Annotated in this window: 7 protein-coding genes; 1 reads left to right on the top strand and 6 read right to left on the bottom strand. The window is 73.0% G+C overall.

Annotated elements, in window-relative coordinates; translation table 11 throughout:
- Positions 1 to 434: 434 nt before the first annotated feature.
- The 6 genes from ACWCO8_RS14640 to ACWCO8_RS14615 form a co-directional block, all read right to left on the bottom strand.
- Positions 435 to 2,246 (bottom strand): GMC oxidoreductase, encoded by a 1,812-nt coding sequence (locus ACWCO8_RS14640; RefSeq protein ID WP_451032505.1) that lies wholly within the window; start codon positions 2,244 to 2,246, stop codon positions 435 to 437.
- 58 nt (positions 2,247 to 2,304) lie between these two features.
- A complete protein-coding gene (locus ACWCO8_RS14635; RefSeq protein ID WP_362013736.1) occupies positions 2,305 to 3,930 on the bottom strand; it encodes a succinic semialdehyde dehydrogenase in 1,626 nt (541 codons plus the stop codon).
- A 155-nt stretch (positions 3,931 to 4,085) separates the two neighbouring features.
- Positions 4,086 to 5,729 (bottom strand): serine/threonine-protein kinase, encoded by a 1,644-nt coding sequence (locus ACWCO8_RS14630; protein WP_451032504.1) that lies wholly within the window; start codon positions 5,727 to 5,729, stop codon positions 4,086 to 4,088.
- A gap of 149 nt (positions 5,730 to 5,878) precedes the next feature.
- Positions 5,879 to 8,626, bottom strand: coding sequence for a protein kinase (locus ACWCO8_RS14625; protein ID WP_451032503.1), 2,748 nt, complete (start codon positions 8,624 to 8,626; stop codon positions 5,879 to 5,881).
- A gap of 164 nt (positions 8,627 to 8,790) precedes the next feature.
- Positions 8,791 to 11,166: a protein kinase domain-containing protein gene (locus ACWCO8_RS14620; protein ID WP_451032502.1), complete on the bottom strand. Its 2,376-nt coding sequence runs from the start codon at positions 11,164 to 11,166 to the stop codon at positions 8,791 to 8,793.
- A gap of 279 nt (positions 11,167 to 11,445) precedes the next feature.
- Entirely contained in the window at positions 11,446 to 13,152 is a 1,707-nt protein-coding gene (locus ACWCO8_RS14615) for a glycerol-3-phosphate dehydrogenase/oxidase (protein ID WP_451032501.1), read from the bottom strand.
- A gap of 226 nt (positions 13,153 to 13,378) precedes the next feature.
- Between ACWCO8_RS14615 and ACWCO8_RS14610 the strand changes: the two genes are divergently transcribed.
- Complete coding sequence (locus ACWCO8_RS14610) at positions 13,379 to 14,620, top strand: nucleotide sugar dehydrogenase (RefSeq protein WP_451032500.1); 1,242 nt, start codon at positions 13,379 to 13,381, stop codon at positions 14,618 to 14,620.
- The last annotated feature ends 77 nt before the right edge of the window (positions 14,621 to 14,697 follow it).

Below are 14,697 nucleotides of genomic sequence, written 5' to 3'. Positions count from 1 at the left end.
AGGGGACAGCAGCCCGGTCACCCAAAAGGGCGGTCGGCCCCGGGGACGCCCGGGGCCGACCGCAACCGGTCCAGACGAACACACCCCCACACCACCCGTCCCCTCCTCCCCACACACCCCGCACGGCGCACCCCCCGGCGCCGCGCTCCCCTCGGCACCGCCGCTGCCCTGACACCGGTGCCGACCTCCAAGGGCCCCGCCGCGCGACCGGAATCGCGCCGCGGGGCCCTTGCGCGCGTCCAGAGCCGCCCAGGCGCCCGCATGCCCGCGCACACTTCCGCATGGTCATGTGACAGGCGTCACATGACATTTCCTGTTCCGGCCTACAACCAATCCCCCTGGCCACAGGTCATGCATGCAGCACCACCCAGAAGCTGGAGAGGCGCTGCACTCGGAGGGGGGTGCAGCGCCTCTTCCGTTTTCACCGCCTGCGGCTACGCCTTCTTCGGCGGCACCACCGGAATCCCCAGGAACGGCAGCTTCAACGCGCCGAACGCGTCCGCCGGGACCACCGGGGCCTTCGGGGCGACGGCCCCGACACGGACGTACGTCTCCCCCTGGCCCGGGCGCGGGTCCGCCTCGCCCTTGTTGGGCCAGAAGGACATCGCCCGCTCCGCCTGCGCCGTGATCGTCAGCGACGGGTTGACGCCGAGGTTGGCGGAGACCGCCGCACCGTCGACGACCGAGATGCCCGGGTGGCCGAAGAGCCGGTGGTACGGGTCGATGACACCGGACTCCGCGTCCGCGCCGATCGGGCAGCCGCCCAGGAAGTGCGCGGTGAGCGGGGTGCCCATCAGCTCGCCGATGTTGGAGCCGGCGAAGCCGTTGATCTCCTCGGCGAGCAGGGACGCGGCCCGGGTCGCCTCGGGGATCTGGTTCGGGTTCGGCGCCCCGTGCCCCTGCCGGGCCGTGAGCAGGCCCTTTCCGAGGCCGCCCGGCTTGCGGTACGTCGTCAGGGAGTTGTCCAGGGACTGCATGACGAGCCCGATGATGGTCCGCTCCGACCAGCGGCGGTTGGAGAGGGAGCGGGCGGCGAGGGTGGGGTGCTTGATCAGTTCCAGGAGCCAGTTCCGTACCCGATGGGCCCCGTAGGGCACCTGGAGGATCGTCATGCCGCCCATGGCGTTGGAGCCCTTGCCGTAGCGGACCGGCTCGATGTGGGTGTTCTCGTCCGGGTGGATGGACGAGGTGATCGCGACTCCGCGTGTGAAGTCGGCCTTCTCCGCGCCGTGCTTCCTGCGGTAGCGCCGGTCGGTGGTCTGGGAGCCGACCAGGGCCTCCGAGTTGGTACGGGTCAGCTCGCCGAGCCGGGCCGAGATCCGGGGCAGAAGCCCGGTGTCCTTCATCCGGTGCAGCAGGGTCTGCGTGCCGTACGTACCGGCCGCGACGACAACCCGCGGGGCCCTGAACGTACGCCCCTTGCCCTTCTTACGGTTGTCGGTCGGCAGCGTCTTGACGGCGTACCCGCCCCGCGAGTCCTCGGTCAGGGCGACGACGGAGGTCATGGGGTGGACGACGGCGCCGGCCTTCTCGGCGAGGTGGAGGTAGTTCTCGTTGAGGGTGTTCTTGGCGCCGTGCCGGCAGCCGGTCATGCACTCGCCGCACTCGGTGCAGGCCTTGCGGGAGGGCCCCGCGCCGCCGAAGTACGGGTCGGCGACCTCCTTGCCCGGCGCGGCCTTCGACGTACCCTCGGCATCCTCGCCGTCGCCGAAGAAGACCCCGACCGGCGCCATGTGGAAGGTGTCGCCGATGCCCATGGCCTGCGCGGTCGCCTTCAGGTGGACGTCCGAGGGGGTCATGGTCGGGTTGAGCCGGACGCCCAGCATCCGCTTGGCCTGGTCGTAGTACGGGGCCAGCTCCTCCTGCCAGTCCGTGATGTCCCGCCACTGCGGGTCCTCGAAGAACGGCGTGGGCGGTACGTAGAGGGTGTTGGCGTAGTTCAGCGAGCCGCCGCCCACGCCCGCGCCGGCCAGGACCATGACATTGCCCAGCAGGTGGATGCGCTGGATGCCGTAGAGGCCGAGGGCCGGGGCCCAGAGGAAGTTCTTCAGGTCCCAGGAGTTCTTGGGCAGCTCGGCACGGGTGAAGCGGCGGCCCGCCTCCAGGACGCCGACCCGGTAGCCCTTCTCGGTCAGGCGCAGGGCCGTGACCGAACCGCCGAAGCCGGAGCCGACGACGATGACGTCGTAGTCGTACGCGTCGTCCTCTTCCTGCTCCCGATTTTGGGAAGGGGGTACCGCGGTCATGGCTCTCCTCGTACGAAAAGGTGCGGAATCGGGCGGTGCGCGTCGGCGCAGGTGGGCGTCAGCGCAGGCGCAGGGCCTTCATCGCCTTCAGGGACAGGCTCATGAAGGCGGCGTACTTCTCGTCGTCCATCCCGAAGGACGGCGCGAGCGGCAGCAGCCGCTGCTGGGCCACGGTCTGGGCCTCGGTGAACTTGAGGATGCCCTCCGAGCCGTGGCGGCGGCCGAGCCCGGAGTCCTTCATGCCGCCCATCGGCGCCTGGACGCTGCCGTACGCCGGCGCGTACCCCTCGTTGATGTTGACGGTGCCGGTGCGCAGCCGGGCGGCGACGGCGTGGCCGCGCCGGGAGTCCTTCGTCCAGACGGAGGAGTTGAGGCCGTACGGGGTGCCGTTGGCCAGCTCGACGACGTCGTCCTCGTCCTTGAAGCGGTAGATGGAGACGACCGGGCCGAAGGTCTCCTCGGTGCAGACGGCCATCGGGGCCTCGACGCCGTCGAGGATGGTCGGCTCGTAGAAGAGCGGGCCGATGTCGGGGCGCGCGACACCGCCCGCGACGAGCTTGGCGCCCTTGGCGACGGCCTCCTCGACGTGCTTGGTGACCGTCTCCAGCTGCCGCTCGCCGACGAGGGAGCCCATGTCGGCGCCGTAGGAGAGGGAGTTGCCGAGGCGCATCGCCTTCGTACGGGCGGCGAAGCGGGCGACGAAGTCGTCGGCGATCGACTCGTGGACGTACAGCCGCTCGATGGAGATGCAGAGCTGGCCCGCGGAGGAGAAGCAGGCGCGGACGGCGCCGGCGGCGGCCTTCTCGATGTCGGCGTCCTTGAGGACGAGCATGGCGTTCTTGCCGCCGAGTTCGAGGGTCACGCCGACGAGCCGGGCGGCGGCGCCCTGGGCGACCTGGCGGCCGGTACGGGTGGAGCCGGTGAAGGAGACGTAGTCGGCGTGCTTGACGACCTCGGGGCCGACGACCGGGCCCTCACCGATGACGACCTGGAAGACCTCGGCGGGCAGACCGGCCTCGATGAGCAGGTCACGGGCCCAGAGCGCGGTGAGCGCGGTCTCGGTGTCGGGCTTCATGACGACCGCGTTGCCGGCGACGAAGGCGGGCAGCGCGTCGCCGACGGACAGCTCCAGGGGGTAGTTCCAGGGCGCGATCTGGCCGACGACACCGCGCGGCTGGCGCAGCTCGGTGACCTTGGTGAGGGTCGGCACCACGCCGGTGTGGTGCTTGGGGCGCAGGTAGGAGGCGGCCTTGCGGCCGTAGTGGCGGGCGGCGACCGCGACCGACTGGATCTCCTCGTGGGCGTGCAGCCGGGCCTTGCCGGTCTCCAGCTGGATGAGGTCGAGGACCTCGGCCTGGCGCTCGAGGATCAGGTCGTGGAAGCGGAGCAGCACGGCGGCGCGGGCCTTGACGGGGGTCGCGGCCCAGGCGCCCTGGGCGGCGCGGGCGCGGGCGAAGGCCTCGGCGACGTCCTCGGGGGTGGACTCGGGCAGGTCGGCCAGCTTCTCCCCGGTGAAGGGGGTGTGGTTCGCGGTGCGGCCGGAACCGGCGACGCCGCGGGTGAGCTGGGCGACCACCTCCGGCGTGACCACGTCGGCGGCGGTGCGGGCACCGGCCGGCGAGGGCGCGAGGGGGTTCGTGCCGGCGGCGGTGGCCGGGGTGGTGAGTGCCTGCGAGTCCGTCATGAGGGCGAGGGTAGGCCGCGGAACGCCCTTTGGGTACCCGTCGGTAATGCGTTTTCACCGGGTGCGCACAATCGCGCCAGCGATCGCTGGCATATAAGCCCTGATCAGGGGCTTACGGTCGGCCGGGAGTGCGATTTCCGCGCGCTCCGTATCCCTCAGTCCGTCTTCTCGCCCGGGGCCCGCCAGTGCCGCAGGACGACGTCGAACTGCTCCCGGGTCGTCTCCCAGCTCGATTCCGGCGAGGCCATGAAGATGGCGTACTCGGTGCCGTCGTCCCCGAAGTACAGCTGGTCGATGGCGTGCCTCGGGCCCGGGAAGTTCTGCTTCTCGAGCCAGGTGAACTCCCACCGGGCGGAACGGACCTGGTCGCGGTACGTGTTCTGGTTCAGCCAGACGCGCTGGTACTGGGACCGCTTCTTCAGCGTCTTCTCCAGGTCGAGCACGTGCACGTACGGGTTCTCGAAGTCGGGCGTGGGGTCGATGCTGATCCGGATCCGGTGGCGGCCGTTGTCCGGCGTGTAGTCGACGTTGTCGCCGTCCTCCCGCCGCTTCCAGCCGTCGGGCACCACCAGGCTGAAGCCCTTGCGGTCCTCGACGCGGCGCCAGCCGGCCGGCACGGTGTCCTGCTTTTTCGTCGGCGTCACGGAGGGCTGCGTGCTCTGGCCGCCGCCCTGTGCGCCCTTGCCGCCGCCCGAGTAGTTCATGGCGGCGAAGACGGCTCCACCGGCGACCAGTCCGGCGAGGACGGCCGCCAGGACCGCCGTACGCCACCGGCCACGGCTCTTGGGCTCGGGACCGGGACGGCGGCCGGGACCGGCGAGCTGGGGCACGGTGGCGGGCCCGGGGGTGGCCGTGGACGCCGGGTCGTCCTGGGTGGCCGGGAGCGGGGTGGTGGCGGAGGTCAGCTCGTCGCGCCCGACCGTCTGCGTCGGTACGTACGCCTGGGCCGCCTCCGGGGTACGGCCCTCCATGGCGTCGAGCAGCATCCGCTCGGCCTCGTCGGCACCCGGCCGCTCCGCCGGGTCCTTGCGGAGCAGGGCGACGATGACGGAGGCCAGCGCGCCCGCCTTCGCCGGGTGCGGCGGCTCCTCGGTCACGACCGCCTGCATGGTGCTGATCGGCGAGGTCCGCCGGAACGGCGAGGTGCCCTCCACCGCCGTGTACAGCGTCGCGCCGAGGGACCAGAGGTCCGAGGCCGGGCCGGGATCGCCGCCCCGTACCCGCTCCGGCGCCAGATAGTCGATGGAGCCGACGAGTTCGCCGGTCCGGGTGATCGTCGAGTCGCCCTCGATCGCCGCGATACCGAAGTCGGTGAGCAGGACCCGCCCGTCGCGGGCGAGCAGCACGTTGCCGGGCTTGACGTCCCGGTGCAGCACTCCGGCGGCGTGCGCGGCGCGCAGGGCCCCGAGGACGTGCAGCCCGATACGGGCCGCCTCGCGCGCCTCGATCGTGCCGGCCTCCTTCGCGGCGTCCGCGAGCGAGGGCCCGTCGACGTACTGCATGACGATCCACGGCCGGTCGTCGTGCTCGAGCACGTCGTGGACCGTGACGACGCCCGGGTGGGTGATCCGCGCGGCGGCGCGGGCCTCCTTCTGCGTACGGGCGTGCAGCACGAGCCGGTCGGCCTCGGCGACGAACCGACCCGCCGTCAACTCCTTGACCGCCACGACTCGGTGCAGGACCTCGTCGTGCGCCCGCCAGACCTTGCCCATGCCGCCGCGACCGATGGTCTCGCCCAGCCTGTACCGTCCGGCCAGCAGCAGCCCCGCGCTCGTGTCCGTGCCCTGAGAATGTTCCACAGTCCCCCGCCCGTTCCTTCGGAAGACAGGTTACGGAGGGGGAGACGGGGGACGGAACCTCGGGGCTCGCAAAGGAACCGCACTGTGACCGGCGGGGAGCGGTTTCGGCGGCCCGACGGGGGCTCGACGGCGGTTCGGAGGGGAGCGGTTCAGCGGGTTGCGCGGTAGACCTTCACCGCCTGGTCGTAGATCTCGGAGACCTTGTCGCGCTCGCTCTCCGGGCCGATGACCTGCACGACGTGGTAGCGGCCGCCCTCGATCAGGGCGAGGTTGCGGACGAAGACCTCACGCCCCGTGGTGTCCTGCCAGGTGAACTGGCCCACCGCCATGACCTGCTGCCCCACCTCGATGCGGCGCAGACCGGACGCACTCGACCAGGAGGAGTCCCGCCACGGCTGGAGCTCGCGCTCCTTGGTGCGCTGGTACGCCATCGGGTCCGAGCCGTTGGCCTGCACGGTGTCCCGGCCGGGGACGACGACGAGGACGAAATCGCCCCCTGTGTACCGGATTTGTCCGGCGTCGTTGATCGGGCTGCGGCGCCAGCCCTCGGCCACACCGACCTCGAAGCCCTCCGGGTCCTTGCGGAGGGTGTACCCGGCGGCGAGACCGGCGGCGCCGGGGTTGGCGGTGGTGGCCGGCGGAGTCGTCTTCGCGGTGCTCGGCTTGGCGCTGGGCGTGGAACCGGGCTTGGAACCGGTCGGCCCGGGGGTCGGTGCCGAGGTCGGTCCGCCCGTCGGCGTCACGGACTGCCCGGCGGGCCCCTGCCCGTCCGCGCCGTCCTTGCCGTCCTTGGGCAGGAACAGCACGGCGTACGCCATCACGCCGACGAGCAGGAGCAGGATCGCCAGGAGCAGCGTCAGGCCGAGGGAGCGCGGGGAACGGGGGCCCGCGCCCGCACCGCGCGGGGCCCGGGGCGGGCGCGGGGCGCGTGGGGCACGCTGCGGAAGCTCCTCGTGGAAGTGCTCCTGCGGGAACTCCTGCCGGAAGTCCTGCCGGGACTCCTGCCGGGACTCCCGTCGCCGGCCTTCGCGCTGCTCCTCCCGCGGCTCCTCGCGGGTGCCGACGTCCTGCCGGCCGCCGCCCTTCCGGTGGCGGTGACGGCCGCCCGCCGCTCCCCCTCGGCGCCTGCGGACCAGCTCGCCACGGCGCCGTACGATCGGCAGCTTCGTCTCGTCGACGGACGGCAGCGGTATGACGCCGACGCCCGCGTCGGGCTCGGGGGCGGAGCGGACGAGGGAGCGGAGCCAGCCGCTCAGCTCCTCGAAGTCGGGGCGCTCGGTGGGGTCCTGGCGGAGCAGCGACTCGACGACGGGCCGCAGCGGGCCGCACTCCTCGGCGTAGGCCGGGGGCTCGGCGCAGACCAGCTGGACGAGCTCGGCGGCGTTGTCCTCGGGGTACGGGGCGTGGCCCTGGACGGAACGGTAGAGCAGCGCGCCGAGCGCCCAGAGGTCGGTGGAGGGGCCGATGGGCGGGGCCAGACGCCAATTCTCGTGGACCGGTCCCGCCTGCTCGGGCGCCCACCGCTCGGTGACGGCGCCGACGACGGCGATCCGTGCCTGGCGGGCCCGTTCGGCGGCGAGCCGGGTGGCGGGGCCCCGGTAGTCGGCCAGGGGCGCGTCGCCCGGCGCGGCCGCCGCTCCGTCCCAGCCGCCGGAGGCCGGTGCGGGCACGGGGACGGGCTCGGGGTCCGGGAGCTGCGCGGGGGTGTAGCCGGCCGGGAGCGCGGGCAGCGCGGGGCTGCCGCCCGCGGGGATGGAACCGGAGCCGTCGCGCGAGGCGTGCGGGCCGTCGCTCCAGGTCCCGGCGAGCATCGCGCGCGTGGGGCCGCCGCCCTCGTCTCCGTACCCCTTGCGGTACGGCGCCGGGTACTCGTCCTCGTCGACGTCGTCCTCGTCCTCGTCGTCCCCGGTCTGGGACCACCAGTGCGGCTCGGGCCCGAGACCCTGCGCGGGCACGGGGGCGGGCGCCGGTGGCATCGGCGGGTAGGGCGACGGAGGTTCGGCCTCGGGGGCGGGTTCGGGGGTCGGGCGCTGCACCGGGACGACCCCGGTCTCGCCGATGTGCGCGGCGGCGCGGGCACCCGCCCGGTACGCCGCGATGGCGCCCGCACGGGCGGCCCGTACGTCGGCGGCGGGCGGGGCGGCACCCGCGGGAAGCTCGGGGCGCGCGACGGGCGCAGCCGCACCCGCCTCCGCCTCCGCCTCCGCGGCGAAGGCGGTATCGGCGCCCTCCGCTTCCGGTTCCGGCTCCTCCCCGGCGACGGGCCACTCCGCGCCCTCCGCCTCGCCCTCGTCCTCGTCGGCGAAAGGCACCGGCGCGTAGCCGCACAGGGCCTCCTCCGCCGCGCCCGCCGCGAGGCCGGTCAGGACCACGCGTCCGTCGTCGCAGACGAGGACGGTCCTCGGCGTGATGTTCCGGTGGGTCCAGCCGTGGGCGTGCAGTGCGCGCAGGGCGGTGAGGACGTCGGAACCGATCTCGGCCGCGCGGTACGGGGTCAGCGGCCCCTCCGCGAGGAGCGCGGCGAGCGGCCTGGCCGCGACCAGTTCACTCACTATCCACAGCGAACCGGCCTCCGCGAACACGTCGAAGACCTGGTCGAGCCTGGGGTGGTCGGGGATCTGCGCGGCGGCCTGGGCCGCCTCGACCGCACGGCGCACCGCGGGGTCGGTGGGCCGCCGGGTCGCCCGGCCGGAACTCGCTCGGTGCGGGGCGTATCCCCGGCCGTCCTCGTCGACCATTTCGGCGTCGATCACCTCGGGCAACGGCACCTGGTGGACCAGGACTTCCTGGCCGCTGTAGGTGTCGAAGGCGCGGGTCTCGACGAGTTCGTACGCGTCCTCGGGCGGTACGGGCAGGCGATAGCGGTCGGCGAGCACCCTTCCCGCGTAGTCGTCCACGACGCCTCCCCACCGAGCGCGCTGTCCCCCGGGTCGCACGGATCCCGCTCAGCTCATGAATCGCGCGGACCGCGCGAAACCATCAATTCCGATCCTGGACCGCACAGTTGGCGATGGTTTTCGGCTGCGTACGGTCCACGACCTCTCACGATACGTGGCGCCGGTCAGTCCTTGGGGCTGAACGTGGCGAACGCCGTGTCCCGCAGGGTCTTGCACGCGGGGCCGTCCCACTCGTCCGCCTTGCAGGTGATCATGATCGAGTAGCCGTGGGTGGCGTCGACCTTGAAGCCCCGGTTCAGTATCCGGACGCGCATGCCCTTCTCGGTGCGCTCGAACTCCCAGTCGGCGACCGTCGGGTACCCCTTGTACGAGACCGACTTGATGCCGATGTGCTTGTAGCCGTTGCTGCTGGCGGAGACGGCGGCCACGGCCGCGCTCCACGCGGCGGCCGCGTCGTCCTTCGGGCTGTCGTTGTAGTCGACCTGAACGCGCGGGTACCCGCCGTCGGCGTTGAAGATCCCACCCGAGTTCCGGCCCGCTATGGCGTTGAGCCGGAACGTGGACGGCATCGCCATGGAGAAGTGGAACCGGCTGTTCGTCACCATGGTGTAGCCGGCCGGCAGCTGCGTCCCGGGCGCGCCCGTGCCGGGCTTCCCGGACGGCGTACCGGTCTGCCCGCCCGAACCCGAGCCGGAGCCCGGGTCGGCCGTCTTTTCGCCGCCCTGCTGACCGGGGTCGCTCGGGGTCTGGCCCTTGCCCTGGTTGGCGGTGTCGCCGTTGCCGGCGGTGGCGCCCGCGGAGGCCGTCTTGTCGGAGCCCTTGCCGCCGCCCTTGTTGTCCTTGGCGTCGTCACCGCCGCCGAGGGCGACGGCGAGGATGGTGCCGAGCAGGGCGAGGACCACGATCCCCGCGATGATGACGAGCGTGCGGCGCGGTACGACGTCGGTGAGCGAGGCCCGCGGCTGCGCAGGCCTGTTCGCCCCCTGGATCGGCTCCGGCTTGGGCCGCGGCTCGGAACGCGACGTCGCGGCCGCGTTCCGTACGGACTTCAGCGCGCCGCGCATCCGCTCGGCGCCAGCGTCCGGACCCTTCTCCCTGGCGGCGGTCGGCGCCTGCCGCGGCGGCTCCGGGGGAACCGGCGGCAGCGGTACGACCCTGGTGGCCTCGACCGACGGCTCCGGCTCGGCGACCGGCGCGGGCGCGTCGAGCACGGCGCGCAGCAGCACGCGCGCACCGGCGTCGTCGAGGCGCTGGTCGGGGTCCTTGGCCAGCAGACCGTAGATGACCTTCTCGAGCAGCGGCCCGGCGTTCTTCGGCGGGTCGACGGGCTCGGTCATCACGGCGGTCAGCGTCGCGATCGCGGAGCCCTTGTCGTACGGCGGGCTGCCCTCGACGCTCGCGTACAGCAGGCCGCCGAGCGACCACATGTCGGCGGCGGGGCCCGGCTTGTGGCCGCGGGCCCGCTCGGGCGAGATGTACGAGGGCGCGCCGACGAGCATGCCGGTGGAGGTGATCGAGGGGTCGCCCTCGACCTGCGCGATGCCGAAGTCGGTGAGGACGACCCGGCCGTCCTCGGCGATCAGGACGTTGGACGGCTTCACGTCGCGGTGCAGGATGCCCTGGCGGTGCGCGGAGCGGAGCACGTCGAGGATGGCGAGGCCGACCTCGGCGGCGCGGTGCGGGGTGAGCGTGCCGTCCTCGCGGACGGCGTCGGCGAGGGACTTGCCCTCGATCAGCTCCATGACGATCCACGGCCGGTCGTCCTCGTCGACGACGTCGTAGACGGTCACGGCGCCGTTGTTACGGATCCGGGCGATGGCCTTGGCCTCGCGCAGGGTCCGGGTGATGAGGCGTCGCTTCTCGTCGTCGTCGATGCTGTTGGGGAAGCGGAGCTCCTTGACGGCCACGGTCCGGCCGAGGGTCTCGTCGACCGCGCGCCACACCGTGCCCATGCCGCCGCGCCCGAGCACCCCGTCGAGCCGGTACCGCCCGGCGAGCAACCGCCCCTCGGCGGGCACTCCCCCACTCGCCCCCGCACCGGACTTCCGGAACGCCGCCCCACCGCCGCGGGCGGGCTGCGCGTCGCCGGACGACTCGCCGTCGGCGCGTCGAGCCTCGGACCGCTCGTCGCCGGCGGGCCGCGCGTCAGACGGCACGCCGTCGGCCGGCTCGGAGGCCCTCGCCTTCGCCGCCTTCGACTCCGCACCCGGCGCGTCAGCCTTCACCGCGTCGGCCTTCACCGCGTCAGCCTTCGCCGCAGCGGACTTCCGCTCGGCCTCCGGCTTCTTCTCGGCTTCCGGCTTCTTCTCCGGCTCCGGCGTCTTCTCCGCGCCGCCGGGCGCGGCCTCGGCCGCGCTCTCGGCCGCGGCCGACTCCGTGCCCGGACCCGCGTCCGTGCCCGCGTCCGTGCCGGACTTCACGTCCGGCTCCGCCTCACGTGCCGCGGGGACCACGCCCCGGTCGCCGTCGGTTCCGGCACCCGCGCCGGCGTCCCGCCGAGGGTCCCGCGCCGTGTCCCGCGACTGCTCCGCCTCCGACATGCGTCCCCTCTGCGATCCCTGATCTTCGCCCGCGTCCGCCGCTTGCCGCGCGATGCGGTAACCCGCCCTGGAAGAGAGCCCATTGTCTCTCACCCCGGGACCGTTCCCGCTCCCGGGTCCGCACTCCGAGAGGACGGCCCCGCGGGAAAGCGCTCCCACTCCGACACCCGACGCGGGCGCGCCCCCTTCGGGTTCCACACCCGTACGGACAGGATGCCGCACCCCGCCCTCAACGTCCCCTCCCGGACGCGGAGTTCGTACCGGACCCGCCCGAACGGGTCAGATCGGCACGATGTCGGGGGCGCCGAGCCGGGCCGCGTCCGCCGTCAGGTCGTCCGGCTGCCGCTGCGACTCGCGCTCAGCCTCCACCCGCTTCTCGTAGTGCTCGACCTCCTTCTCGATCTGCCGCTCGTCCCAGCCGAGCACCGGCGCCATCAGCTCGGCGCACTCCCGCGCGCTGCGCGTGCCGCGGTCGAAGGTCTCGATCGAGATGCGGGTGCGCCGGGTCAGAACGTCGTCCAGGTGCCGGGCGCCCTCGTGCGAGGCGGCGTAGACGATCTCGGCGCGCAGATAGTCCTCGGCCCCCGCCAGGGGCTCGGCGAGGCCGGGGTCGGCGGCGATGAGCTCCAGGATCTCCTCCGTCAGCGAACCGAACCTGTTGAGCAGATGCTCGACGCGCACGACATGGAGGCCGGTCCTGGCGGCGATCCTGGCCCGGGCGTTCCACAGCGCCTTGTACCCCTCGGCGCCCAGGAGCGGGATGTCCTCGGTGACGCAGGCGGCGACCCGCTGGTCGAGCGCGTGCACGGCCTCGTCCACGGCGTCCTTGGCCATCACCCGGTAGGTGGTGTACTTCCCGCCGGCCACGACGACCAGGCCGGGGACCGGGTGCGCGACGGTGTGTTCGCGCGAGAGCTTGCTCGTGGCGTCCGACTCGCCGGCCAGCAGGGGCCGCAGGCCCGCGTAGACGCCCTGGACGTCGTCCCGGGTGAGCGGCACCGCGAGGACGCTGTTCACATGCTCCAGGAGATAGTCGATGTCGGCGCTGGAGGCGGCCGGGTGGGCCTTGTCCAGGTCCCAGTCGGTGTCGGTGGTGCCCACGATCCAGTGCCGTCCCCACGGGATCACGAACAGCACGGACTTCTCGGTCCGCAGGATCAGTCCGCTGTTGGAGTGAATCCGGTCCTTGGGCACGACCAGATGGATGCCCTTCGAGGCCCGGACGTGGAACTGCCCGCGCTCCCCGATGAGCGCCTGGGTGTCGTCCGTCCACACCCCGGTCGCGTTCACGAGCTGCTTCGCGCGGATCTCGTACTCGCCGCCCGCCTCGACGTCCTGGACCCGGGCGCCGACCACCCGCTCGCCCTCGCGCAGGAAGCCGACGACCCGCGCGCGGCTGGCGACCTTCGCGCCGTAGCTCGCGGCCGTCCGGACGAGGGTGGCGACGAAGCGGGCGTCGTCCATCTGGGCGTCGTAGTACTGCAACGCGCCGACCAGGGCGTCCTTCTTCAGACAGGGGGCCACCCGCAGGGCGTTGCGCCGCGAGAGGTGGCGGTGCACCGGGAGGCCTCGGCCGTGGCCCGAGGAGAGGGACATCGCGTCGTACAGCGCGACGCCCGAGCCCGCGTAGAGCCGCTCCCAGCCCTTGTGCTGCAAGGGGTAGAGGAAGGGCACGGGCTTCACCAGATGCGGGGCGAGCCGCTCCAGGAGCAGGCCGCGCTCCTTCAACGCCTCCCGCACCAGCGCGAAGTCCAGCATCTCCAGATAGCGCAGGCCGCCGTGGATCAGCTTGCTCGACCGGCTCGACGTGCCGGACGCCCAGTCCCGGGCCTCGACGAGCCCCGTCGAGAGTCCTCTCGTGACCGCGTCCAGGGCCGTCCCCGCGCCGACCACTCCGGCTCCGACGACCAGCACGTCCAGTTCCCGCTCGGCCATCGCCGCGAGCGCCTCGGCGCGCTCGGCCGGTCCCAGTGTCGCTGTCCTCACCGCTGCCTCCCGTCGTCCCCCGCGTGATCGGGCACCACAGACTCGATTCTGGCCCGGCCCTCCGACTTCAGCCACCGCCTGTGGATAACACTCGGCGACCTTTGGCCCCGCAATGCGGCATATCGGTCATATTTACGCCTAGTCTGACATTGCGTTCGCCCCATTCTGTCCACCGGGCTTGCGCGTCTCGTCCCCTCCGGCTACAGGGAAGGACGGCCCACCCCCCATGCCCGCTGACCTCGCCGTCATCGGCCTCGGCCACATCGGACTCCCCCTCGCCCAGGCCGCGATCGCCGCCGGCGTCAACACCATCGGCTACGACACCGATCCGCGCCCCGTCGCCGAACTCTCCGCCGGCCGCTCGCCCGTCGACGGCTCGCTCACCGCATCGGAGATCCGCCGGATGCTCTCGGGGGGCTTCCGGCCCACCACCGACCCGGCCGAACTCGGCCGGGTCCGTACCGCCGTCATCTGCGCCCCGACCCCGCTCGGCCCTGACCGGACCCTCGACCTGACCGCCGTGCTCGACGCCGCCCGCGCCCTCGCCGCCCGGCTGCGCCCCCACACGACGGTGCTGCTCGAATCGCCCGTCCACCCCGGCACCACCGAAGGTGTGCTGCGGGGCGTCCTGGAGGAGGGCTCCGGGCTGCGCGCGGGCCGCGACTTCCACCTCGCCTACTCCCCCGGCCGCCTCGACCCCGGCAACCGCGCCCACGGCTTCGCGGGCACCCCCAAGGTCATCGGCGGCCTCACCCCCGCCTGCACGGAGTCCGCAGCCGCCTTCTACGGCCGGCTCACCGACAAGGTGGTACGCGCGCGTGGCCCGCGCGAGGCCGAGACGGTCAAGCTCCTGGAAACCAACTTCCGGCACGTCAACATCGCCCTGGTCAACGAGATGTCGGTGCTCTGCCACGAGCTCGGCGTCGACCTCTGGGACGTCATCCGCTGCGCCGAGACCAAGCCCTTCGGCTTCCAGGCCTTCCGCCCCGGCCCCGGCGTCGGCGGCCACGGCGTCCCCGTCGACACCATCGGCCCCCACCGCCCGCTCCGCATGGTCGAGCTGGCGAGCCAGGTCAACGACCGCATGCCGAGTTACGTCGTCCAGCGCTCGGCGACCCTCCTCAACGAGCACGGCAAGTCCGCCCGGGGCGCCCGGGTGCTTCTGCTGGGCGTCACGTACAAACCCGATCTCGCCGACCGCGAGAGCTCCCCGGCCGACGAGATCGCCCGCCGCCTCATGGACCTGGGCGCCGTGGTCAGCTACCACGACCCACACGTCCCGGACTGGCGCGTCCGCGACCTCCCGGTCCCCCGCGCGGACTCGCTCTACGAGGCCGCCGCCCACGCCGACCTGACGGTGCTTCTGCAGCACCACCGCACGTACGACCTCCAGGGCCTGGCGGTCAAGGCCCAGCTCCTCCTCGACACCCGCGGCGCCACCCCGGCGGGCGCGGCCCACCGCCTCTGACACCCGCCAAAAAGACGGAGAGGGGCCCCGCACCACCCGGTGCGGGGCCCCTCTCCGTACGTACGAGAAGCGCCTAC

This window comes from Streptomyces sp. NPDC001927, assembly GCF_053594455.1.
This window is presented reverse-complemented; position numbering and strand designations above follow the sequence as displayed.

Bases quoted from the DNA above. Each gene is read 5' to 3' on its own strand.
- ACWCO8_RS14635 (WP_362013736.1), bottom strand. From the start codon at position 3,930: ATGACGGACTCGCAGGCACTCACCACCCCGGCCACCGCCGCCGGCACG.
- ACWCO8_RS14620 (WP_451032502.1), bottom strand. From the start codon at position 11,166: ATGTCGGAGGCGGAGCAGTCGCGGGACACGGCGCGGGACCCTCGGCGG.
- ACWCO8_RS14610 (WP_451032500.1), top strand. From the start codon at position 13,379: ATGCCCGCTGACCTCGCCGTCATCGGCCTCGGCCACATCGGACTCCCC.
- ACWCO8_RS14640 (WP_451032505.1), bottom strand. From the start codon at position 2,246: ATGACCGCGGTACCCCCTTCCCAAAATCGGGAGCAGGAAGAGGACGAC.